Origin of the sequence: Ramlibacter tataouinensis, assembly GCF_001580455.1 — a bacterium.
Lineage (GTDB): Bacteria > Pseudomonadota > Gammaproteobacteria > Burkholderiales > Burkholderiaceae_C > Ramlibacter > Ramlibacter tataouinensis_B.
Genome location: NZ_CP010951.1, coordinates 3,128,524 through 3,147,586, shown reverse-complemented (window position 1 = coordinate 3,147,586; position 19,063 = coordinate 3,128,524). Strand labels below are relative to the sequence as shown.

Here is a 19,063-nt window from a genome sequence, read left to right as displayed (position 1 = left end):
CCCAGGTCAACAGTGACGTGGAACCGCGAACCCGTTGGCGGAGAGTCCCTCCGCCATGCGCGCTCGTACGGCTGGATCTAAATGCTCATGCGGCCTCTTTCCACCCACCCGCCCCCTGCGCCGCCTCGATTCCGCCTGCATTGCCGGCTGAATGCTTGACTCCTGCAAGCCATGACTCCAGCTGGTCACCGCTCGCAAGATCACGAGAAATCAGAAGCTTCGCGATGTCACCGCCACTCACGAGGAGAACGGGATGGCCGTCATCGATCAATTCCTGCTGTACTTGGGTGTCAAAGACCCCGGTGGTCACGAATACGCCCAAGTCTCGATGCTTGATGCGCGAGATGAGTCGCATCATCGGCCGCGTGCCTACTGCGGACTCAAGGTCCCACCGCTTTGCTTCGACCAGAACGTTTAGCCCAACGCGATGCATCTTGTGCCCGATGACGTACTTGCCGACTACGTCTCGGCCGCCGTCACGCGATGGGCGCGTGACCTGCAGGTCCACGAAGCGTGAATCCAGCAGTTTGGTCAACTCAAGTGCCGCAAACTCGAATTCACGTGGGCTCAACGCCTGGTGGACGCGTCGAAGCACAGCCCATTCTGCAGCACTTGCAGGCAGTTGCTCCAGCTTTCGGCGGGGCTGCTGTTCAGGCTCGCAGGTCAAATTTCGGTACGCGCCCGTCTTAACCCAATTTCGCCATACCTTTGGGCAGTGCTTGGAATCTGCAGGAGACTGGCCGTTCACCAAATCCTCAAGCCACGCCTTTGGAATCGAGTCTGCGTTCAGGATTGAGAACAGCGCACGATAGTTCTGGAAGCGGCGCCCCCCTGTAACACGCCAGACCCCGACCAAGTCCTCCGTGGCCGATATGCCGGCACCTCCGGGGCATGCCAGCCCAAGGAACCGCATGTGGCTCGGACCGGGGGCCTTCACGCTTTCGAAGCAGAGAAAAGGCACGACTTCATCACGCTTGCCTTCGTGAAGTTTGCTGAACACAGCGGCGAGTAGGCGATTGCCACCGAGCGCGGTGTCCTCAATGGAATGGCCGGGACTTCGGTTGTCCCCGTAATACGTGAAAACCCCGGACTCGCGATCCAGATCATCGGGCCACTCGAGTTCGCCGAGATTGGTTACGAGAACGCAGAAAGCACAGTTAAGAATGTTCGTGGACCCGGCCTTGCTTTTCGCACGAAATCCTGCGACGTTGTTGATGCCTGAAGTACGCCCTTTGGCATCCGTGAAGCGGAAGAACTTGTTGAACTGGTCGGCTTCCTGCTTCCAGTCCTGAGTGTTCCTGTACAAGCCTTCAACTCTCAATACATCCATCGGAGCTTCCTGTGTTGGAAATGAAGATGACCTGTGACTGTCGCATAACTTGTACTTTATGTCGCGTCACCGGTAAGCGACGTTTGGGCTATTCAGCACCACCGCCGGCTGCGCTCTCTAGGCGCTCTATTCGGGCTTCCAGTTCGCTCGTTTCGATGAGACGAGACAGGATGAAGAGGACATTCGCCAGTCGGCTCACGTCTGAGACATTGCGTTCACCTGCTCGACCCTCGCGATAAAGTCGTGCAAGTTCGCGGCGCACGTCTGATGCCGTGGCGAGCGGAAGTCGCAGGCGACGAGGGGGAGGGGGGAGGGGCTTGTCAGAGGAACGTCCTTCGGAGTGGTTTGACTTGGTCATACTGCAAAACTCTGCCAGTTAACTTAGGCCGAAAGCGCTGCAGCTGGTCAGCTCCTGCTGTTGCTTCGGTGCGATCCGGTTCCATTCGTCAGATGTCATCGCGGCGGGCACCAGGAGGTATCCGCCAGGGTCGAGCCCCCCTTCTACCGCCAGACGGAATGCGTCCTCAGGACTCTGCCCGCTCTGATAGGTGACGACCGCGCAGCGGCGCCTTCCGCTGAGGGCCGCCCTGCGCCTGGTAACGACCTCGTCAAGGCGCTTCAGCCGTTGCTTTAGCGATGAGATACCCATCAGCGCCGCTCGAATGCGCCCGCGGCCCGTTGTTGCACGTGTTTTGCTTTCAAACCTCAACCTTCATTGATACATCACTCCAACCAGTAGCCCCCCTACCCCCAAGGGGTGGAAGGCCTCTCCAACTGATACCCACGTGTTCCGCCCGCGCTCGCTGCCGACGTGGACGGTCCCCAGGTCACGCGGCCTCTCACGAGTCAGCCAGCACCTGCCTACTTCCATCGGATTTGCACCGGGGTAGGTAGCGTTTGTTGCGGGGAGCGCTGCCCCGGTGTTTCTTGTCCTGTCAGCCCATGCAGGCCCAGTTGCCTTTGCGCGGGACCCACGCATCGGAACTAGCCCACGGCGGCGTCCCCGCGCTTCAAAGCCTTGCCCCGTGCCAACTGCACTGGCTCTTCGCGGCGCTCTTCTGTCGGGAGGGCGGCCACCCATTCTTCCAGGTCGGAACGTCGCCAGCGCACGTGGCGCGGCCCGAGCACCACGGGTTTCGGAAGCTGAGCCCGGAGGTGATGAAGCTTCCGCAGCGAGACACCCAAAAGGGCAGCGCTTTCTTGCGCGCTCAAAAGGATCTTCCCGGAAGCGGAAACCTGTCGTTGCTGAAAGGTTCTATGAGCGGCTAGGCCGTCTGCTGATCCTGAAATGCAGCTTGGCAGTCGTTCTTGCACCATGTCTGGCCTCGATGAACATGGGCTCCGGCCTTGGAAACACCTGACAGCCGAAGCCAATCACTGGCAGCAATGCCAGCGGCTTGGTACCGGCTTCCTCCCGGCTTGTCAGGGTGCTTTGCAGGGGGCAGTGCCATAAAGGTTACCCCCGCACGTGGTGCGCACTTAACGCCTGTGAATCACGCTCAGTGTCTACAGTAGTAGGAGACTGGCGATCATCGCTCCGGCGCAGAGAGTTTCATCGTACGATCAAAATCAGCGCAGGGGCAACTGTTCCGTGCAGCTGTTCGACTGTTATGTGCAGCTGTTGGAGTGTGCGAGGCGATCGGAGAGGCAACAGGTGTGTGCACCATAGTGTCCAACGAACGCTGGCGGCTGCCCCACATCTGTGCTCGTGTCGCGATGCGCCATGAACGTTGAAGCGTCAGTTTCTCCCAACGGTCCACGTCGGGCGCACCTCGGCTCACTGGCGAAGAACAAACAATTGTGAGGGAGGCGCTGCCCCCGTTGCGGCCCTTTGCGCCTCAGCAACTCGACATCTGATTACGCCCTAGCCTCCGAATTGCCACGTGCAGGCGGGAATTGGAAAAGGTTCTTCGACCTCTGCAGTGCAACAGGCTGTACCTGCGTGGCGTCGTCGCAGTAGTCGGCCCACGCTGCAAGTAGGTCGCGCCGTTCCAAATCGAAGCTGGCGGAGTTGTACGCGGCGCGCACTTTGTCCTCCTCCCGGTGCGCGAGTGCGGCCTCAATCACATCGGACCGAGCAATGGCGCACTCATTGGCCCAGGTTGAAAACGACGCTCGGCAGACGCCATGAACGGTAGTTTCCGCCGAAAGATTCATGCGGCGCAGCACGGTAAGCATGGCCATGTTCGACATCGGCTTGCTAATGTCTGCTGGAGACGGGAATACGTAAACACTTCCGCTGAGACGCTGCGCGTTCGCGATTTCCAATGCACGATGCGACAGGAAAACTGTGTGCGCCTTGCCACCCTTCATCCGCTGGGCCGGAATTCGCCAAATCCGACTCTCCATGTCGATCTCATCGAACCGACAGCCCAGAATCTCACCCGTTCTCGCGGCACACAGTAATCCAAACTCGAGCGCACGAGCGGCCGTCCCAGGCTGCAGCCGCAACTTCGCAATGAACTCAGGCACCTTCGAGTAGTGCAGGGAGGCGAAGTTGCCCTTTTTCCGCGCCACCGGACGCTCGGCCAACTTGCGTCGGACGAGCTTTGCCGGGTTTGTAATGCACAGTTCGTGGAACTGTGCATCATCGAATATGACTTCCAGACGCTGGCGCACACGGGCAGCCGTCTCGGGAATGCGCATTTGCAGCGCGGCGAGCGACTCCAGCAGCTCCGCGGCCTTAATGCTGTCAATCGGCGCGTGCCAAAGATCTGCCGGAACGTTCTGCTCCAAGCTCGCAATCCATTGCGCCGCGTGCTTACGCGTTCGCTGAGGCTCGATCACCTCCGCGTGATATCGACGGGCAACGCGGGCCAGTGTGTCGCGCTCGCGCTTGGCCGTGGCCTTTGCCGCCGCACTTGCAGCAATCGCGGCACTTCGGTCTGACTGGCGCTTTGAGATCGGGTCGACACCTTGAGCGAGTAGCAGGCGATGGCGTTGAGCGTCTGCTCGCGCCTGCTCCAGCGCTGAACCGCAGCTTGCCAGGGAGTGTCGGGCGGCCGACCCCAGACCCATTTCGCGGCGGCGCCCGTCGGGGGCCGTGTATCGCAGCACCCAAGACGAACCCGACACTGTCACCCGGAGGAACAACCCCCCGCCATCCGAATGGTTGCCGGGAACGGCGACCTGAATCGATCGAGCAGAAAGAAGATGTATTGGCATAGACCCATTCCAAATCCCCGGCCAGTCCCCGAAATTCGGCTGCGTCGGGGTGCGCGCAGCCGCATCGGCCGTGCACACAGTGGAGTATGAGAATGGGAAAAACCTCGGTCAAATCAAGAGCTTAGGTGCTCTTTGGTGCACTGTGCTGCACGATCGACGCTGAGGTTACTGGCGGAGCAGGAGGGATTCGAACCCTCGATACGGTATAACCGTATACCGGATTTCGAGTCCGGCGCATTCGACCACTCTGCCACCGCTCCTGTTTCGGTTTCGCGTGGTGCGAAGCCCGCTATTCTAACTGATCACGCGGAGAGGATTTCCAGGCCGCCCATGTAGGGGCGAAGCGCGGCAGGAACCTCGACCGAGCCGTCCTCGCGCTGGTAGTTCTCCAGCACCGCCACCAGCGTGCGGCCCACCGCCAGGCCGGAGCCGTTGAGGGTATGCACCAGCTCGTTCTTGCCCTGGGCGCTCTTGTAGCGCGCCTGCAGGCGGCGGGCCTGGAAGGCCTCGCAGTTCGACACCGAGCTGATCTCGCGGTAGGTGTTCTGCGCCGGCAGCCACACTTCCAGGTCATAGGTCTTGGCGGCGCCGAAGCCCATGTCGCCGCTGCACAGCAGCATCACGCGGTACGGCAGGCCGAGCCTCTGCAGGATGGCCTCGGCGTGGCGGGCCATTTCCTCCAGCGCCTCGTAGCTCTTCTCGGGATGCACGATCTGCACCATCTCGACCTTGTCGAACTGGTGCTGGCGGATCATGCCGCGCGTGTCGCGGCCGGCGCTGCCTGCCTCCGAGCGGAAGCAGGGCGTGTGCGCCGTCAGGCGGATCGGCAGCTGCGACTCCGCCACGATCTCGTCGCGCACGAAGTTGGTCAGCGACACCTCGCTGGTCGGGATCAGGTAGAGCTCGTGCGCGTGGCCGCCCTCGAAGCCCTCCTGCCCGCCCTTGGTGACGGCGAACAAGTCGGACTCGAACTTCGGCAGCTGGCCGGTGCCGCGCAGCGTGTCGGCATTGACGATGTAGGGCGTGTAGCACTCGGTGTAGCCGTGCTCGCCGGTCTGCACGTCCAGCATGAACTGCGCGAGCGCGCGATGCAGCCGCGCGATCTGGCCCTTCATCACACTGAAGCGCGAGCCGCTGAGCTTGACCGCTGTCTCGAAGTCCAGCCCCAGCTTCTCGCCGATGTCCACGTGGTCCTTCACCGCGAAGTTGAACTCGCGCGGGGTGCCCCAGCGGCGCACTTCGGCATTGGCGGTCTCGTCATCGCCCACCGGCACGCTGTCGTGCGGCAGGTTGGGCACGGCCAGCAGCAGCGCCTGCATCTCGGGCTGGATTTGTTCCAGCCGCGCGGCAGAGCTCTCCAGCTCGGACTTGATCGAAGCCACCTGGGCCATCACCGCATCGGCGCTTTCGCCCTTGGCCTTCAGTTGCCCGATCTGCTTGGAAAGCTGGTTGCGCTGCGCCTGCAGCTCCTCCGTGCGGGTCTGGATGGTCTTGCGCTCGGCTTCGAGCGCGGTGAACGCAGCAACGTCGAGGAAATCCTGCGGCTTCTTGCGCTTTTCCAGACGCGCCACCACCGCGGGCAGGTCTTTGCGTAACAGCGTGATATCGAGCATGGGTCGATTTTACCGACCGGCTGTACGATGGCCGATCCACAAGCCCAAGGGAGCCCCGCCCATGCAAGTCGAAGCCTATCTGACCTTCGCCGGCAATTGCGAAGAGGCCCTGAAGTTCTACGAGCGCTGCCTCGACGGCCGGATCGTCGCGCTGTTCCGCTACGAAGGCTCGCCGATGGACAACGAGCAGCTGCCTCCCGACTGGAAGAGCCGGGTCATGCACGCGACCTTCGACGCCGGCGGCACCCGCTTCATGGCCAGCGACGGCATGCCGGGCCAGCCCGCGCCGCACTACGCGGGCTTTGCGATGTCGGTGAACATTCCTAGGGACAAGACCCTCGCCAAGCAGGCGTTCAATGCCCTGGCCGAGGGCGGCCAGGTGGCCGTGCCGTTCGAGAAGGCGTTCTGGGGCGCGCACTTCGGCATGCTGACCGACAAGTTCGGCGTGCCCTGGATGGTCAACAGCGAGGACTGAGACCTGTCTCTCTCGCCTTCAACGCTCGGGGATGACCAGCTGCGTCTGGGTGACGACCGCGCAAAGCTTGCCGTCCTCGCTGCGAACCGACGTCTGCCACACCTGTGTGGTGCGACCCCGGTGCAGCGCCACGCATTCGGCGCTAACGGTGGAACCCAGCTTGGCCGCGCCGATGAACTTGGTGCTGGAATCGGTCGTGGTAGTGCGGCTGCCCGCGGGCAGGTTGACGAAGGTGCCGACCGCGCCCAGCGTGTCGGCCAGCGCCATGTAGGCGCCGCCATGCAGCATCTGGTGGGTGGTGCACAGATCGGCACGCACCTTCATCTCGGCCACCACGCGATCGGGCGCCACCGACAGCAGCTTTACACCCAGCAGCCCGGGTAGCAGCGGATCGAGAATGGCCTGGATGGCGGCGACGTCGGGAGCGGGCATGCGACTGACTGCGGATTAACTGCCGATCACGCCGCAGGCGATGCGCGCGCCACCGCCGCCCAGGGGCGCCGGATGGTCCGCATGGTTGTCGCCGCCGGCGTGCACCATGAGGGCCCGGTTCTGCACGTCGGCCATCTTCAGGCGCGGGGCCAGCACCGGCTGGCCGGCGGTGCCGTCGGCTGCGACCAGCAGCGGCGGCAGGTCGCCCAGGTGGCCGTCGCCCCAGGGCTCGCCGTGCTTCTTGGTGCCGCGCGGGTCGTAGTGGCCGCCGGCACCCAGCGCCGCGACCGTGTTGCCGCCCTGCTCGCCCGGCGCGCACGACGCGTTCTCGTGGACGTGGAAGCCATGCAGGCCGGCGGGCAGTCCCGTCAGCTTGGGATAGAAAGCCAGGCCGTACGGCGTCTCGACGATGCGGACGGTGCCCACTGCGGCGCCGGTGCCCTTGGCGTCGGCCATGTTGAGCGTGACGCTCGTTTCAGCGGCGTAGCTGGACGCGGCCAAGGCGGCCAGGCCAACGATCAGGAGCTTGGGTTTCATGTTCTTCCCCCGATGAAGATGGCCTATTGTGCATGGCTCGCGTGAACTGTGCAGCAGAAGGTTCCGAGCTCAACCGTTAGCAACCCCTGGCCGAACGGGTGGAAAGCGCCACCAGGTGAGGGCGACGGCCAGGGCGAACACCGTATACGCCAGCGCGAACACCCAGTCGGGCGCCTGCCAGTACAGAAGCGCCTGCAGCCAGTGCTCGATGAAGCTGCCCGAGTAGGTGGGCGCTTGCGCCCGGGCCCGCAGCCACATCTCCAGCGTGGTGAGCGGACACACGACGCCCAGCCAGGCCTGCGCGGCCACGATGACGATGGTGGCCAGGTGCAGCAGCCGAAACCAAAGCGCGTTCACCCAGCGCCAGCCGCGCATATTGCCCAGCACGATGAGCAGCAGGCCCGCCACCACGAAGACGACGATGGCCACGTGCAGGGACAGCACGGCATCGGCCAGCAGCTGGTAGGGCGAGGATGCGAACATGGCGATCGTTGCCCCCGAGGTCAACGCATCGTCAGGCTGATGGCGATGAGGGGCACCAGGTTGAGAAGCATGATGCCGATCTTGTAGGCCGCGACGCCGGCGTAGTTGAGCGTATCGAAGCGCTCGGGGGAGAGTTTGAACCAGCGCGTGTGCATCCGGTACACCCAGTCATGCGCCCAGACGAACACACCGAACCACAGGATCAGGATCGCGTAGTTGATCGCGGCGCACCACAGAAGGAAATCCCTGATCTCAATCGGCGTCATGTCCCTCCCGGCGATTGTTGTTGACCCGGCGGTCCGTTCGGGCCGCCGGGCTCGATATCGAAGTGCAGCACATTCTCCCTCGTCCCCAGCTTGGAGTACAAGGCAATTGCCGGCTCGTCACCCTGATCCGCCTGGACGAAGATCACGTAGATGCCTCGCTCGGCGGCCAGCTCTTTCAGCTTGCCGATCATCGCGGTGGCGACGCCGTGCCGCCTGAAGGGCTCGCTGACGGCCAGATCGTAGATGTACAGCTCGGACCGGGGCTGCTCGAACTTCGGCAGCACATAGGCCGCCAATCCTCCGATCACCTGCGGGCCGGCCAGGGCGGCGACGGCGATGAAGGTCGGGCTGGCAAGCAGGCATTGCAGGTACTGCTCTTCGGGTTGCCTTGCTGTGTAGTTCGCCAGGTCGTCGAAGGCATGGCCGAACATCGTGAGCATCTGCCGGAGCACCGGCGCGTCCCGGCTGCCCAACACGCGCACCAGGTACGGGAGGGTCGCTGGGTCCGTCGCCTGTTCACGCACGATGGGCACCTGCGCGCGAAGTCGAAGACCTACCTCGCCGAAGCAGCGGCCACCACGACCACCAGGCCTAATACCAGATTGGTGACCACCAGTTGCCGGATGCGATTGAGCACCTGGGCCGCCTCTGCCCAGGCGCCGGCTTCGCAACGGGCGCGCAGGCGTGGGTAGTGCACACCGTACACATAGCCAAACACCGCCGCCATGGCGAGCCCCACGACCAGCATCACCTGCCATCCGAGCGGGGCGCGTGCCCAACCGGAGTCCATGAACATCGCGAGCCCGGTCAGGACCAGGACGGTCACCGCAACGGCCATGTAGCGCAGGAACGAGCCGAGGGCCGCCGTCATCAGCGGCAGCCGCTGCGGCGGCGCCAGCAGCTTGACGGCGGCGGGACGCAGGCAGAAGTGCGCGAAGAACATTCCGCCCAGCCAGGCGATGGCGGACAGCAGGTGCAGCAGAAGCAAGCCGTTTCGGACCATGGCGGAAAGTGAGGTCGGTTGCGCAGTGCCCGCCCAGCGCTCACAAGAACCAGCGGGGGACGCGGTGAGCATACTCGCGCCACCGTTCACCGTGCGCGACGCCGGGCAGCGCAAGGACTGCCAGCAGCGCGCGCAGGAACATGGTCCGGTGGGCTAGCCGGGAACGTCGGGCTCCACCAGGGCCGCCAGCTGCAGCAGCGACTCCTGCCATCCGAGATAGCACATCTCCAGCGGGATGGCCTCGGGAATGCCTTCTTGCGCCACCGAAAGCTCGGTGCCGCAGATGACCGGCTTCAGGTTGACGGTGACCTGCATGACACCCGGCAGGTTGGGATCGTCGAACTTGTCGGTGTAGCGGATCAGTTCGTTGGGAACCAGCTCCAGGTATTCACCGCCGAACGAGTGCCCGTTGCCGGTGGAGAAATTGTGGAACGACATCCTGAACGTGCCGCCGGCGCGGGCCTCCATGTGCAGCACTTTGCAGGTGAACCCGTAGGGCGGGAGCCATTTGGCCAGGGCATCGGCCTCCAGGAACGCGCGATAGACCTTCTCCGGCTTGGTGCGCAGCACTCTGTGCAGGCGAACAGTACGGGACATGAAAGACTCCTTTCATTCGACGATGGCGAGACAAAGGATGCGGGCCGGCAACCCCGACTCACAGCGGCAGTTGCATGGCCTGGAACCCGGGCGGCAACGCTTGCACCGTCTGCCTGGGAAGAAACCCGAGCCTGGCATAGAAAGATACTGCATTGGCGGCCGCATTCAGCCAGAGCGCATTTCGCTCGTGCCGGCCGCGGCATTTCTCGACGGCGGCAAGGACCAGGGCCCGCCCGACACCTCGGCCTTGGTACCCAGGTTCGACGAACAGGCTGCAAAGGTTCCAGAAGTCCTTCACCAGGACAACGCCGACGATCCGATCCCCGGCGACGCACTTCAGGTGGCAGCACTTGTCCGGGTTGGCGATTGACCAGTCGAGGTTGGCGCGGGTGTTGGCGACCGTCTCGGCCAGGACATCCGCCTCAGCCGACACCGATGCATGGATGACATGACGCATCAGCTGTTCGATCTCGGCCGCGTCTGCCGGCGCCACCTCGATCACGGTTGCGTCGGACGGAAGAGCTGGGGGCAGCGTGATGTCAACCATGGATTCCGATCTCAGGCAGCCGAACACTTCCTGACGGTGTCCAGGGTTCGCGTCGTGACTTCCGCGCCGAAGGTGCGTTCCAGCAAGGTCATGAACACCGGTCCCTTGTCACTCGGAACGTAAGCCGAAAACACCTCGGTGCCCTGGAGCTTGAGGATGGAGGCCTGGTCCCGCTCGATGGGAAGCTGCACCGACCCTTCGTGCGGCCGGCGCAAGAAGGTGACGATGCGCTTGGCGCCTGCCGGCAAGGCGAACTCGGCAAAGGGATCCGATTCGAGCAGCGACTGAAGAAAATCGGACGGCCGGACGATCGTCTGGAAGACGCGGTGCAGGTGCTGCTGCATCGCAGCTTCCGCCTTCTGCTCCAGCACGGGAACGATCGCCGGCTGGGCGGAGAACGCGACGTTGCCGCTCGAAAGGATGGTCTTGACGTCCGTGAACCCTGCGGCCTCGAAGCATCGCTTGAGCTCCGGCATCTTGCAGTTCATCGGACTGACTCCGCGAAGGAAGGCAACGTAGCGCGTCATGGATGCGTAGTTTGAATGGATTCAATACGAGCGCAGGGTTCTGGTCCCGCCCTAGGGAGACCAGCCCGGCAGGGCGGCCGCCTGCCGGATCCACGATGCCAGCTGCGCCTCGTCGAGCGGGTCATCCTCGTGGATGTCGAGGTAGCGCACCTCCTTGTGCCTGGACTCGCCGGGCGGAACCGGTCGCAGCGACGCGCCGCGAAAGAACGCCACCTTGACGTACTTCGTGAAGCAATGGAAGTTGAGGAACCAGCCCTGCCCCTCGACGCCGTAGAAGGGCGAGTTCCACTTAACCGCCTTGCGCACGCCGGGCACGGTGCGCACGATCAGCGCGTCGAGGTGGTTTCCGACTTCGCTTTTCCATCCCGGCATGGCGGCGATGTAGGCCTGCACGGGAGCGTCGCCGTCGGCCTTGGCGATCTGGGGGTTGCCGCCGGCCAGCAGGGTTGGCTGCTGGGCCGCCGTGGGGCGCTTGCTTTTGCTTGCGCTGGCCTTGGGCGCGGCACGCTCCGCTGGCAGGTCCTTGGCCGCGGTCTTTTTATGGCTCATCGCGCAGGAAGGCATATTCCTCGGATTTGATCTGCTTGTAGACGCAGCCCTTGCGCGAATGACAGGCGATGACCGAGGTTTCGACAAAGTGCAGCCGAAGCTCGCCGGCGGAGACCCGAATGCCATGGCCCGGCGGCGTGGCCCAATAGCTTGACCAGCCGGTTGGGTTGCGCGTCAACCAGGCGCGCAGCCTGACGCTTCGCGTGTCTTCCGGCCCAAGGACCAGCGCGCGCGGTGCGCCGCTGCCGGAACTCATCACAAGTGCCAACGACGCACCGGCCGGGAATGAATATTCAGCCACAGCGTCTTTGCCGAGCAGCGCGAGCGGAAGCGCAAACGCCATGACGAAGGCAGCGCTCCGGGGATTCATGAATCCTGGCCGCTCGGTCCTAGAGCCCGATCACGTCCACGAACTTCTCGGGCTCGCTGCTTTGCTGCTGCAGCGCCCACATGGCGGCGTAGCGGCCACTCTGGGCCAGCAGCTGTGCGTGGGTGCCGCGTTCGACGATGCGGCCGGCCTCCATCACCAGTATCTCGTGGGCGTCGACGATGGTGGACAGCCGGTGCGCGATGACCAGCGCCGTCTTGTTGCGCGCCACGCCCTTGAGCTCGGCCTGGATGGCGCGCTCGTTGGCGGAGTCGAGCGCCGAGGTCGCCTCGTCGAAGATCATGATCGGCGGGTTCTTCAGCAGGGTGCGCGCGATCGCCACGCGCTGCTTCTCGCCGCCCGAGAGTTTCAGGCCGCGCTCGCCCACCATGGTCTGGTAGCCCTTGGGCGTGGACTGGATGAAGTCGTGGATGCGCGCCGCGCGCGCCGCCTCCTCCACCTCGGCGTGAGTCGCGCCGGGGCGGCCGTAGGCGATGTTGTATTCCACCGTGTCGTTGAACAGCACGGTGTCCTGCGGCACGATACCGATGGAGTGCCGCACGCTGGCCTGGGTCACGTCGCGGATGTCTCGCCCGGCGATCGTGATGTGTCCGGCCCTCACGTCATAGAAGCGATACAGCAGGCGCGCCAGCGTCGACTTGCCCGAGCCCGAGGGGCCGACCACCGCCACGGTCTTGCCGGCGGGGATCTCGAAGCTGACGTCGTGCAGGATGGGGCGGGCGGCTTCGTAGGAGAAGTCGACGTGCTCGAACTTGACGGTCCAGGCACCCTCCCCCCCGCCCTCTCCCGCCAGCGGGAGCGGGAGCGCGTCGGGCCGGTCTTCGACCTCGCGCTCGCGCTCCATCAGCACGAACATCTTGTCCAGGTCGGTCAGGCTCTGCTTGATCTCGCGGTACAGCACGCCCAGGAAGTTCAGCGGGATGTAGAGCTGGATCATGAAGGCGTTGACCATGACCAGGTCGCCCAGCGTCATGCGGCCCTCGACCACGCCCTGGGTGGCGCGCCACAGCATGGCCACCAGGCCGACGGCGATGATCAACTGCTGGCCGGCGTTGAGCATGGACAGTGTGGTCTGGCTCTTCAGGCGGGCGCGGCGCAGCCGCTCCAGGCTCTCGTCGTAGCGGCGGGCTTCGAAGTTCTCGTTGTTGAAGTACTTGACCGTCTCGTAATTCAGCAGCGAATCGACCGCCTTGGTGTGCGCGGCCGAGTCGAATTCGTTGGCCTCGCGCCGGAACTTGGTGCGCCACTCGGTGATGGTCACCGTGTAGACGATGTAGAGCACCAGCGCCGACAGCGTGATCCAGGCGAACACCATGTCGAAGCGCACGCCCAGGATCGTCAGCACCAGCAGCACCTCGATCAGCGTCGGCACGATGCTGAACAGCGAATACGAAATCAGCGACTCGATGCCGCGCACGCCGCGCTCGATGTCCCGCGTCATGCCGCCGGTCTGCCGCTCCAGGTGGAAGCGCAGCGACAGCGAATGCAGGTGGCGGAAGGTCTCCAGCGCGATGCGGCGCGCGGCGCCCTGCGTCGCCTTGGCGAACACCAGCTCGCGCAGCTCGGTGAACAGCGTGGTCGACAGGCGCAGCAGGCCGTAGGCGAGCAGCAGCCCCACCGGCACCACCAGCAGGGCCACGGCCTGGCCCGGCTGGATGCTCATGGCGTCCACCAGGTTCTTCAGCAGCACCGGCACGCCCACGTTGGCGAGCTTGGCCCCCACCATGAACAGCAGCGCCGCCAGCACCCGGCCCTTGTATTCCCACAGGTAGGGGAACAGGCGCTGGATGGTGGTCCAGTCGGTGTGGACGCGGGCGCGGCCGGTCGCGGAGGCGGCGGCGGGCAGGGAAGATGAGGCAAGTTCGCCGTAGCGGCGCATTGAACGACAATCCTTGGGAAATGGAGATTGTGCCCATGTCCGACGACTCAAGCGACCTGGCCTGCGAATTGCCCGCCGACAAGGAACTGGTTCTCAAGGTCATCCCGATGCCAGCGGATACCAACTCCAACGGCGACATCTTCGGCGGCTGGGTGATGGCGCAGGTGGATTTGGCCGGCGCGGTGCTGCCCGCGCGCTACACCATGGGGCGCATGGCCACCGTGGCGGTGAACGAGTTCATCTTCAAGCAGCCGGTGCGCGTCGGCGACATTCTTTCCTTCTACTCGGAAGTCACCCGCGTCGGCCGCACCTCGGTCACGGTGAAGGTCGAGGTTTTCGCCGAGCGCTTTCGCACGCAGCGGCGCTACATCAAGGTGACGGAAGCCACCGTGACCTACGTGGCCATCGACGACAGCGGGCGGCCGCGGCCGCTGCCCGAGCGCAGCTAGGCCGACCCTCACCCCTGCCCTCTCCCGCGGGCGGGAGAGGGAGAACACCTCCAAGGCCTGGGTCTCGGGGTCAGAACTTCCCGTGCCGGCCCTCGCCGGACGCAAAGCGCGCGGCGCCCTCCAGCGCGTCGCCGATGCGCTGCCGGCTGCGCTCCCACTCGGCATGCAGCGCTTCGCCCAGGGGCTTGCCCCATTGCTCGTAGGCGTTCATGCGGTCGGCCAGCATGGTCTGCTGCGGGAACTTCGCCAGCTGCAGCGCCAGCTCGATCGCGGCCTCGCGCACGCTGCCCTTGGGCACCACGCGGTTGGCCAGCCCCATCTGCAGGGCTTCCGCGGCCTCGACCTTGCGGCCGGTGAGGATCAGGTCCATGGCGTGGCCCATGCCGACAAGACGCGGCAGGCGCACGGTGCCGCCGTCGATCAGCGGCACGCCGAAGCGCCGGCAGTAGACGCCGAAGTAGGCGTCCTCTTCCATCACCCGCATGTCGCACCACAGCGCCAGTTCCATGCCGCCGGCCACGGCCGCGCCGCTGACCGCGGCGATCACCGGCTTGGTCAGCAGCAGGCGCGAGGGACCCATCGGCCCGAGCGCGGCCTGGTCACTGGCCTGGAAATCGAGCGCCGCCAGCGGATCGCCCGCCTGCTGAGCCATCCGGGCGCCCGCCTGCAGGTCCCAGCCGGCGCAGAAGTGGCCGTGCGCGCCATGGAACACAGCCACGCGGGCCTGCGGATCGGCGTCGAAGGCCAGGAAGGCCTGGTGCAGCGCCACCGCCGTGTCGCTGTCCACCGCGTTGCGCACTTCGCGGCGGTCCAGCGTCACCACCGTGACGGATTCGAACATCTCGACGCGCACGCTGTCGCCCATGCGCCATTACACCGCACGGCGCCAGGCCGGTCCATCGGCGCTGATTCGGGCAGACCCTGTATCGGGCGCCCCCGGCGCAAAGCTATAACGCGACCAGAAGCAGAAGCATTCAACCGGAGACCGGGTTGCAAGTCCTTCAACTGGTGATCAGCGGCGTCGCGCAAGGCTGCATCTACGGCCTGATCGCGCTGGGCTTCGTGCTCATCTACAAGGCGACCGAGACGGTGAGCTTCGCCCAGGGCGAGCTCATGATGCTGGGCGCCTTCTGCGCGCTGGCGGCCATGGCCTTCCTGGGATTTCCGTTCTGGCTGGCGGTGATCAGCGCGATCGCGGCGATGGGCGTGTTCGGCGTGCTGCTCGAGCGCATCGTGATCCGCCCCATCCTCGGCCAGCCGGCGTTCTCCATAGTCATGCTCACCATCGGCATCGGCTATGTCGCGCGCGGGCTGATCACCATGATTCCCAACATCGGCACCGAAACGCACACGCTACCGGTGCCGTACAAGGACCGGGTGCTGAACCTGGGCACGCTGGTGATCAACGTGGAGCAGATGGCGGTCATCGGCTCCACGGCGGCGCTGTGCCTGCTGCTCTACACCGTGTTCAGGTACAGCAAGGTGGGCATCGCGATGCAGGCCGCCTCGCAGAACCAGCTGGCTGCCTACTACATGGGCATCCCGGTCAAGACACTCAATGGGCTGGTGTGGGGCCTGGCCGCCGGCGCCGCCGCGATCGCCGGCCTGCTGCTCGCGCCCATCACCTTCGTGCACGCCAACATGGGCTTCATCGGCCTGAAGGCCTTCCCGGCGGCGGTGGTCGGCGGTTTCGGCAGCCTGCCCGGGGCGATCGTCGGCGGGCTGGTGATCGGCATCGTCGAATCGCTGGCGGGCTTCTACCTGCCGGAAGGCTTCAAGGATACGGCCGCCTACATCGTGGTGCTGCTGATGCTGATGATCAAACCCAACGGCCTGTTCGGCGAGAAGCTGCGCAAGAAGGTCTAACACCCACCGACGACATGCACCCCCACGCTCGTCACTTCGTGTACTCGCTGCCCCCCAAGGGGGCCTCAGCCTCCTTGAGGCGGCTCGGCGGAGGCTGAATGCACCCCCACGCTCGTCACTTTGTGTACTCGCTGCCCCCCGAGGGGGCCTCAGCCTCCTTGAGGCGGCTCGGCGGAGGCTGACATGCGCTTCATCTTCAAGACCGACTACGGCCAGGACATCCAGCTAGCCAAGCATGGCGGTCAGGTGTTCTGGTACGGCCTGCTGCTGGTGCTGCTCGCCGCCGCGCCCTGGCTGTTCGCCGAGTACTGGCTGGCGCAGCTCACCTTCGTGCTGATCTACGCCATCGTCGGGCTGGGCCTGATGCTGCTGGCCGGCTTCACCGGGCTGTTCTCGATCGGACACGCCGCCTTCCTGGGCGTCGGCGCCTACACCGAGGCGGTGCTGGTCAATGCGGGCTGGCCCTTCCCGGTATCGCTGCTGATGGCCGCGGGCCTGTCGGCCGCCGTGGGGGTGATCGTCGGCCTGCCGGCGCTGCGGGTGAAGGGCATCTACCTGGGCATCGCGACGCTCGCCTTCGGCTTCATCGTCGAGGAGGTGCTGGCGCGCTGGGAGTCGGTCACCGGCGGCAATGCCGGCATCAGCGTCAAGAAACCCGGCATGTTCGGCTGGACCATCGATTCCGGCACCGGCTTCTATTTCCTGTGCCTGGTGCTGGCGATCGCGGCGACGCTGATCATCCTGAACCTGCTGCGCTCACCGACCGGCCGCGCCTTCGTGGCGATCCGCGATTCGGAGATCTCGGCGCAGAGCATGGGCATCCACCTGGCGCGCTACAAGACGCTGTCGTTCGCGCTCTCGGCGGCCTTCGCCGGCGTGGGCGGCGCGCTCTACGCGCACAAGCTCTCGTTCATCTCGCCCGACCAGTTCAACATCCTGCAGTCGATCGACCTGCTGCTGATGGTGGTGATCGGCGGGCTGGGCTCGGTGCACGGCGCCTTCCTGGGCGCGATCTTCCTGATCTCCATGCCGCAGCTGATCTCGATGTCCAAGGACTGGCTGCCCGCCGCCATCGGCCAGGCGCCGGGGCTGCAGGGCCTGGTGTACGGCCTGGTGCTGATCGGCTTCGTGCTGTTCGAGCCGCTCGGGCTTTACGGGCGCTGGCTGAAGGTGCGCACCTACCTGCAGCTCTTCCCCTTCTACCGCAGCGGCCTGTTCCGCCGGCAGAAGTCCTTCCAGAAGTCTGATCGGCTCCGCTGAACATGAACGGCGACATCCTTCTTTCGGCCAAGGACCTCAGCGTGCGCTTCGGCGGCGTGCTGGCCGTGAACAAGGTCAGCTTCGACGTCCGGCGCGGCGAAGTTTTCACACTGATCGGCCCGAATGGCGCCGGCAAGACCACGGTCTTCAACCTGATCAGCCGCATCTACACGCCCACTGCCGGCACCCTCGAATACGAAGGCCGCGAACTCACGCACCAGCCGCCGCACCGCATCGCCAAGCTCGGCATCGCGCGCACCTTCCAGAACATCGAGCTGTTCGAGCATGCCACCGTGCTGCACAACCTGCTGATCGGGCGCCACACCCACCGCCAGACCGGCCTGTGGAGCGAGATGTTCTTCACGCCGTCCGCGCGCCGCGCCGAGATCGAGGCACGCGAGAAGGTGGAGCGGGTGATCGACCTGCTGGACCTGCAGCACCACCGTGACGCCATGGTCGCCGGCCTGCCCTACGGTGTCCGCAAGGTGGTGGAACTGGCGCGCGCCCTGTGCACCGAGCCCAAGCTGCTGCTGCTCGATGAGCCCTCATCGGGGCTGAACGTGGAAGAGACCGAGGACATGGCCTTCTGGATCCAGGACATCAAGCACGAACTGGGTGTCACCGTGCTGATGGTGGAGCACGACATGACGCTGGTGTCCAAGGTCTCCGACCGGGTGCTGGCGATGAACCAGGGCGAGGTGCTGGCCATGGGCGCGCCGCGCGAGGTGCAGACGCACCCGGGCGTGATCGAGGCCTACCTCGGAACGACCGACGAGCCGACTGAATTGAGAAGGGCCGTGGCATGACCCACACGGAGGGTAACCAATGAGCCTCAACCCGCCCGCCGTCAGCGACACGCCGGTGCTGAGGCTGCTGAACGTGGAATCGGCCTACGGGCCGATCAAGGCGATCCGCGGCGTCAGCTTGCAGGTGCGCCGCGGCGAGATCGCCACCGTGCTCGGCTCCAACGGCGCCGGCAAGACCACCATCCTCAAGACCATCTCCGGCATCATCGACCCGCGCAAGGGCAGCGTCGAGTTCAAGGGCGAGGAGATCACCGCGCGCGATCCGGCCTACATCGTGCAGCAGGGCCTGATGCATGTGCCGGAAGGCCGCGAGGTGTTCCCGCTGCTGTCGGTGCACGACAACCTGCTGATGGGCGCCTACACCCGTAAGGACCGCGACGGCGTGGCGCGCGACATGGAGGCCGTGTTCGGCTACTTCCCCATCCTCAAGGAGCGCGCCCGGCAGGACGCCGGGCTGCTCTCGGGCGGCCAGCAGCAGATGCTGGCGATCAGCCGCGCGCTGATGGCCTCGCCCGACCTGATCCTGCTGGACGAGCCCAGCCTGGGCCTGTCGCCCAAGCTCACGAAGGAGATCTTCGAGATCGTCGTGCGCATCAACCGCGAGCGCGGCGCCACCATCCTGCTGGTGGAACAGAACGCCAACATGGCGCTGAACGTCTCTGACTACGGCTACGTGCTGGAAAACGGCCGCATCGTGATGGAAGACACCTGCGCCCGCCTGCGCGAGAAGGAGGACATCAAGGAGTTCTACCTCGGCATGAAGGAAGCCGGCGTGCGCGGGGAGCGGCGGTGGAAGAAGAAGAAGACATGGCGGTGAACCTGGGCGCTCCCTCCCCCTCCGGGGGAGGGCGGGGGTGGGGGCGCTTGGTGGAGAAGCGCCCCCATCCCGAC

General features: G+C 65.0%; 23 protein-coding genes and 1 tRNA gene. 6 read left to right on the top strand and 18 right to left on the bottom strand.

Annotated features, from left to right (window positions below):
* Positions 1 to 85: 85 nt before the first annotated feature.
* The 5 genes from UC35_RS23145 to serS form a co-directional block, all read right to left on the bottom strand.
* A complete protein-coding gene (locus UC35_RS23145) occupies positions 86 to 1,330 on the bottom strand; it encodes a restriction endonuclease (RefSeq protein ID WP_082793237.1) in 1,245 nt (414 codons plus the stop codon).
* A 984-nt stretch (positions 1,331 to 2,314) separates the two neighbouring features.
* Positions 2,315 to 2,647 (bottom strand): AlpA family phage regulatory protein, encoded by a 333-nt coding sequence (locus tag UC35_RS24485; protein ID WP_145979466.1) that lies wholly within the window; start codon positions 2,645 to 2,647, stop codon positions 2,315 to 2,317.
* A 540-nt stretch (positions 2,648 to 3,187) separates the two neighbouring features.
* Positions 3,188 to 4,495 (bottom strand): tyrosine-type recombinase/integrase, encoded by a 1,308-nt coding sequence (locus tag UC35_RS14825; protein ID WP_082793233.1) that lies wholly within the window; start codon positions 4,493 to 4,495, stop codon positions 3,188 to 3,190.
* 169 nt (positions 4,496 to 4,664) lie between these two features.
* Positions 4,665 to 4,755 (bottom strand) — tRNA-Ser (locus tag UC35_RS14820).
* 42 nt (positions 4,756 to 4,797) lie between these two features.
* Positions 4,798 to 6,108, bottom strand: coding sequence for a serine--tRNA ligase (gene serS / locus UC35_RS14815; RefSeq protein WP_061500987.1), 1,311 nt, complete (start codon positions 6,106 to 6,108; stop codon positions 4,798 to 4,800).
* A gap of 61 nt (positions 6,109 to 6,169) precedes the next feature.
* Here serS and UC35_RS14810 point away from each other — a divergent pair, with 61 nt between their 5' ends.
* Complete coding sequence (locus UC35_RS14810) at positions 6,170 to 6,583, top strand: VOC family protein (protein WP_061500985.1); 414 nt, start codon at positions 6,170 to 6,172, stop codon at positions 6,581 to 6,583.
* Positions 6,584 to 6,601: 18 nt separating this feature from the next.
* Here the strand turns inward: UC35_RS14810 and UC35_RS14805 are convergent, their stop codons facing one another.
* The 12 genes from UC35_RS14805 to UC35_RS14750 all read right to left on the bottom strand — a co-directional run bounded on the left by UC35_RS14805 (position 6,602) and on the right by UC35_RS14750 (position 13,791).
* Positions 6,602 to 7,015: a PaaI family thioesterase gene (locus UC35_RS14805; RefSeq protein ID WP_061500983.1), complete on the bottom strand. Its 414-nt coding sequence runs from the start codon at positions 7,013 to 7,015 to the stop codon at positions 6,602 to 6,604.
* 15 nt (positions 7,016 to 7,030) lie between these two features.
* A complete protein-coding gene (gene sodC, locus UC35_RS14800) occupies positions 7,031 to 7,552 on the bottom strand; it encodes a superoxide dismutase family protein (protein ID WP_061500981.1) in 522 nt (173 codons plus the stop codon).
* Between the two features lie 69 nt (positions 7,553 to 7,621).
* On the bottom strand, positions 7,622 to 8,035 hold the full coding sequence (locus tag UC35_RS14795; protein ID WP_061500979.1) for a DUF2784 domain-containing protein: 414 nt from the start codon (positions 8,033 to 8,035) through the stop codon (positions 7,622 to 7,624).
* Between the two features lie 20 nt (positions 8,036 to 8,055).
* Complete coding sequence (locus UC35_RS14790) at positions 8,056 to 8,301, bottom strand: DUF6868 family protein (protein ID WP_061500977.1); 246 nt, start codon at positions 8,299 to 8,301, stop codon at positions 8,056 to 8,058.
* Entirely contained in the window at positions 8,298 to 8,786 is a 489-nt protein-coding gene (locus tag UC35_RS14785) for an AAC(3)-I family aminoglycoside N-acetyltransferase (RefSeq protein WP_265331343.1), read from the bottom strand. Before UC35_RS14785 ends, UC35_RS14790 begins: the two co-directional genes overlap by 4 nt.
* A 68-nt stretch (positions 8,787 to 8,854) precedes the next feature.
* Positions 8,855 to 9,304 carry a CopD family protein gene (locus UC35_RS14780; protein WP_061500974.1) on the bottom strand — a complete coding sequence of 150 codons (450 nt, stop codon included), beginning with the start codon at positions 9,302 to 9,304 and terminating at the stop codon, positions 8,855 to 8,857.
* Positions 9,305 to 9,457: 153 nt separating this feature from the next.
* Positions 9,458 to 9,901: an SRPBCC family protein gene (locus UC35_RS14775; RefSeq protein ID WP_061500972.1), complete on the bottom strand. Its 444-nt coding sequence runs from the start codon at positions 9,899 to 9,901 to the stop codon at positions 9,458 to 9,460.
* Between the two features lie 58 nt (positions 9,902 to 9,959).
* Positions 9,960 to 10,448: a GNAT family N-acetyltransferase gene (locus UC35_RS14770; protein WP_061500970.1), complete on the bottom strand. Its 489-nt coding sequence runs from the start codon at positions 10,446 to 10,448 to the stop codon at positions 9,960 to 9,962.
* 11 nt (positions 10,449 to 10,459) lie between these two features.
* Positions 10,460 to 10,975: a DUF1697 domain-containing protein gene (locus UC35_RS14765; protein ID WP_061500968.1), complete on the bottom strand. Its 516-nt coding sequence runs from the start codon at positions 10,973 to 10,975 to the stop codon at positions 10,460 to 10,462.
* Positions 10,976 to 11,026: 51 nt separating this feature from the next.
* Entirely contained in the window at positions 11,027 to 11,539 is a 513-nt protein-coding gene (locus UC35_RS14760) for a DUF1801 domain-containing protein (RefSeq protein WP_082793229.1), read from the bottom strand.
* Positions 11,514 to 11,894 carry a hypothetical protein gene (locus UC35_RS23625; RefSeq protein ID WP_145979465.1) on the bottom strand — a complete coding sequence of 127 codons (381 nt, stop codon included), beginning with the start codon at positions 11,892 to 11,894 and terminating at the stop codon, positions 11,514 to 11,516. The genes UC35_RS14760 and UC35_RS23625 overlap by 26 nt, the downstream gene beginning before the upstream one ends.
* A gap of 19 nt (positions 11,895 to 11,913) precedes the next feature.
* On the bottom strand, positions 11,914 to 13,791 hold the full coding sequence (locus UC35_RS14750) for an ABCB family ABC transporter ATP-binding protein/permease (RefSeq protein WP_061500962.1): 1,878 nt from the start codon (positions 13,789 to 13,791) through the stop codon (positions 11,914 to 11,916).
* Positions 13,792 to 13,826: 35 nt separating this feature from the next.
* Between UC35_RS14750 and UC35_RS14745 the strand changes: the two genes are divergently transcribed.
* The gene (locus UC35_RS14745) at positions 13,827 to 14,240 is read left to right on the top strand and encodes an acyl-CoA thioesterase (RefSeq protein WP_061503853.1); all 414 of its coding nucleotides are present in this window, start codon (positions 13,827 to 13,829) and stop codon (positions 14,238 to 14,240) included.
* A 70-nt stretch (positions 14,241 to 14,310) separates the two neighbouring features.
* Here the strand turns inward: UC35_RS14745 and UC35_RS14740 are convergent, their stop codons facing one another.
* Positions 14,311 to 15,105, bottom strand: a complete 795-nt coding sequence (locus UC35_RS14740; RefSeq protein ID WP_061500960.1) for a crotonase/enoyl-CoA hydratase family protein — start codon at positions 15,103 to 15,105, stop codon at positions 14,311 to 14,313.
* 125 nt (positions 15,106 to 15,230) lie between these two features.
* Between UC35_RS14740 and UC35_RS14735 the strand changes: the two genes are divergently transcribed.
* The 4 genes from UC35_RS14735 (at position 15,231) to UC35_RS14720 (ending at position 18,989) form a co-directional block, all read left to right on the top strand.
* Positions 15,231 to 16,106 carry a branched-chain amino acid ABC transporter permease gene (locus UC35_RS14735; protein WP_061500958.1) on the top strand — a complete coding sequence of 292 codons (876 nt, stop codon included), beginning with the start codon at positions 15,231 to 15,233 and terminating at the stop codon, positions 16,104 to 16,106.
* 183 nt (positions 16,107 to 16,289) lie between these two features.
* A complete protein-coding gene (locus tag UC35_RS14730) occupies positions 16,290 to 17,366 on the top strand; it encodes a branched-chain amino acid ABC transporter permease (RefSeq protein WP_061500955.1) in 1,077 nt (358 codons plus the stop codon).
* 2 nt (positions 17,367 to 17,368) lie between these two features.
* Positions 17,369 to 18,172 (top strand): ABC transporter ATP-binding protein, encoded by an 804-nt coding sequence (locus UC35_RS14725; protein ID WP_061500953.1) that lies wholly within the window; start codon positions 17,369 to 17,371, stop codon positions 18,170 to 18,172.
* A 19-nt stretch (positions 18,173 to 18,191) separates the two neighbouring features.
* Positions 18,192 to 18,989 (top strand): ABC transporter ATP-binding protein, encoded by a 798-nt coding sequence (locus UC35_RS14720; protein ID WP_061500951.1) that lies wholly within the window; start codon positions 18,192 to 18,194, stop codon positions 18,987 to 18,989.
* Positions 18,990 to 19,063 lie beyond the last annotated feature (74 nt).

Bases quoted from the DNA above. Each gene is read 5' to 3' on its own strand.
- UC35_RS23145 (WP_082793237.1), bottom strand. From the start codon at position 1,330: ATGGATGTATTGAGAGTTGAAGGCTTGTACAGGAACACTCAGGACTGG.
- UC35_RS24485 (WP_145979466.1), bottom strand. From the start codon at position 2,647: ATGGTGCAAGAACGACTGCCAAGCTGCATTTCAGGATCAGCAGACGGC.
- UC35_RS14825 (WP_082793233.1), bottom strand. From the start codon at position 4,495: ATGCCAATACATCTTCTTTCTGCTCGATCGATTCAGGTCGCCGTTCCC.
- serS (WP_061500987.1), bottom strand. From the start codon at position 6,108: ATGCTCGATATCACGCTGTTACGCAAAGACCTGCCCGCGGTGGTGGCG.
- UC35_RS14810 (WP_061500985.1), top strand. From the start codon at position 6,170: ATGCAAGTCGAAGCCTATCTGACCTTCGCCGGCAATTGCGAAGAGGCC.
- UC35_RS14805 (WP_061500983.1), bottom strand. From the start codon at position 7,015: ATGCCCGCTCCCGACGTCGCCGCCATCCAGGCCATTCTCGATCCGCTG.
- sodC (WP_061500981.1), bottom strand. From the start codon at position 7,552: ATGAAACCCAAGCTCCTGATCGTTGGCCTGGCCGCCTTGGCCGCGTCC.
- UC35_RS14795 (WP_061500979.1), bottom strand. From the start codon at position 8,035: ATGTTCGCATCCTCGCCCTACCAGCTGCTGGCCGATGCCGTGCTGTCC.
- UC35_RS14790 (WP_061500977.1), bottom strand. From the start codon at position 8,301: ATGACGCCGATTGAGATCAGGGATTTCCTTCTGTGGTGCGCCGCGATC.
- UC35_RS14780 (WP_061500974.1), bottom strand. From the start codon at position 9,304: ATGGTCCGAAACGGCTTGCTTCTGCTGCACCTGCTGTCCGCCATCGCC.
- UC35_RS14775 (WP_061500972.1), bottom strand. From the start codon at position 9,901: ATGTCCCGTACTGTTCGCCTGCACAGAGTGCTGCGCACCAAGCCGGAG.
- UC35_RS14770 (WP_061500970.1), bottom strand. From the start codon at position 10,448: ATGGTTGACATCACGCTGCCCCCAGCTCTTCCGTCCGACGCAACCGTG.
- UC35_RS14765 (WP_061500968.1), bottom strand. From the start codon at position 10,975: ATGACGCGCTACGTTGCCTTCCTTCGCGGAGTCAGTCCGATGAACTGC.
- UC35_RS14760 (WP_082793229.1), bottom strand. From the start codon at position 11,539: ATGCCTTCCTGCGCGATGAGCCATAAAAAGACCGCGGCCAAGGACCTG.
- UC35_RS23625 (WP_145979465.1), bottom strand. From the start codon at position 11,894: ATGAATCCCCGGAGCGCTGCCTTCGTCATGGCGTTTGCGCTTCCGCTC.
- UC35_RS14750 (WP_061500962.1), bottom strand. From the start codon at position 13,791: ATGCGCCGCTACGGCGAACTTGCCTCATCTTCCCTGCCCGCCGCCGCC.
- UC35_RS14745 (WP_061503853.1), top strand. From the start codon at position 13,827: ATGTCCGACGACTCAAGCGACCTGGCCTGCGAATTGCCCGCCGACAAG.
- UC35_RS14740 (WP_061500960.1), bottom strand. From the start codon at position 15,105: ATGGGCGACAGCGTGCGCGTCGAGATGTTCGAATCCGTCACGGTGGTG.
- UC35_RS14730 (WP_061500955.1), top strand. From the start codon at position 16,290: ATGCGCTTCATCTTCAAGACCGACTACGGCCAGGACATCCAGCTAGCC.
- UC35_RS14725 (WP_061500953.1), top strand. From the start codon at position 17,369: ATGAACGGCGACATCCTTCTTTCGGCCAAGGACCTCAGCGTGCGCTTC.
- UC35_RS14720 (WP_061500951.1), top strand. From the start codon at position 18,192: ATGAGCCTCAACCCGCCCGCCGTCAGCGACACGCCGGTGCTGAGGCTG.